The sequence below is a fragment of the Oleiphilus sp. HI0061 genome (assembly GCF_001635675.1).
Genome location: NZ_LWFE01000276.1, coordinates 1 through 1,215 on the forward strand (window position 1 = coordinate 1; position 1,215 = coordinate 1,215).

2 protein-coding genes are annotated in these 1,215 nt (G+C 49.2%); both read right to left on the bottom strand.

Annotated features, from left to right (window positions below; translation table 11 throughout):
• A partial coding sequence (locus A3735_RS03575) for a hypothetical protein (RefSeq protein WP_156499379.1) occupies positions 1 to 201 on the bottom strand: 201 nt, incomplete at its 3' end.
• Positions 182 to 1,141 (bottom strand): methionyl-tRNA formyltransferase, encoded by a 960-nt coding sequence (gene fmt / locus A3735_RS03580; RefSeq protein WP_068512830.1) that lies wholly within the window; start codon positions 1,139 to 1,141, stop codon positions 182 to 184. The genes A3735_RS03575 and fmt, both read right to left, overlap by 20 nt.
• Positions 1,142 to 1,215: the final 74 nt, after the last annotated feature.

Sequence of the window (1,215 nt, forward strand, 5' to 3'; positions counted from 1 at the left end):
CTGTTCAGCAGCGATGGGCATGAGTGCAGTCAGTGACTTTTGTTCATAAGCGACACTGTGTAAAAGATGGCTGGCAAGCGCTCTGACGCTGCTTAAGCTTTCTATTGCAGGTAGCTTAGGAAGTCGGATATTTTGCTTGGAGCGTCTAGCTCGTGATTGGCGACGACTGCGTCCGCCAGACCTAGTTGTCATGATTGACATTCAGCTGCTCTCCCGCATTTAATAGCGCTTTACCGCCGTTCACGAAAGATTGAACGTCCATGGCTTTTGCCCCCGGAAGTTGGAGTTGCTGAATGCTGATAGCGCCTTGGCCACACTGGATAATGATGCCGTTTTTGGTTTTTTCCAGAATAGTACCGGCTACTCGGTCATCGTTTGTTTCGACTTCTGATGCTTCAAAGATACGGACACGCTGAACTTTCCCTTTTGCATCAAGAAACTCCAGAAACGATACCGGCCAAGGGTTGAACGCTCGGATATTGCGACAGATCTGTTGGGCGCTATCTTGCCAGTTAATGCAAGCTTCTTGTTTACTCAGTTTATGTGCGTAATTCGCCAGTTCGTTATCTTGAGGTTCAGCCGCTAATGTTTCACGCTGTTCGAGATATTGCAAAATCGCGCTGGCTCCTTGTTCAGCGAGCCGGTCATGAAGGCTACCGCCAGTATCCTGGTCAGTGATATCGGTTTTGAGTTTGAGTAGCATGTCGCCGGTATCTAAGCCTACGTCCATTTGCATGATGGTAATGCCCGTTTCACGGTCACCCTCCTGAATTGCACGCTGAATCGGCGCAGCGCCACGCCAGCGTGGAAGTAAAGACGCGTGGATATTGATACAGCCGAAAGTGGGCATGTCCAACACTGCTTTAGGTAGGAGCAGGCCATAAGCCGCTACAATCATTAGGTCTGCCTTGAGCGCTGCTAGTTCCGTCTGGGCCTCGGGGTTTGTCAGCTTTTCAGGTTGGAATACTGGAATGCCATGCGCTTCAGCTACCTGTTTTACCTCGCTTTTTACGAGCTTCTTGCCACGCCCTGCCGGACGGTCTGGCTGAGTGTAGACGGCGATGACCTCATGGTTTTGGTCAATAATGGCTTGGAGGCTTTTGGCTGCAAACTCCGGTGTACCGGCAAAGATAATCTTCAAACTGAAATCACTTTTTTAAATTGGGTAAATAAAAATCGCACAGATATGATAAAAGGCGTTTTAAGCGCGTTCCT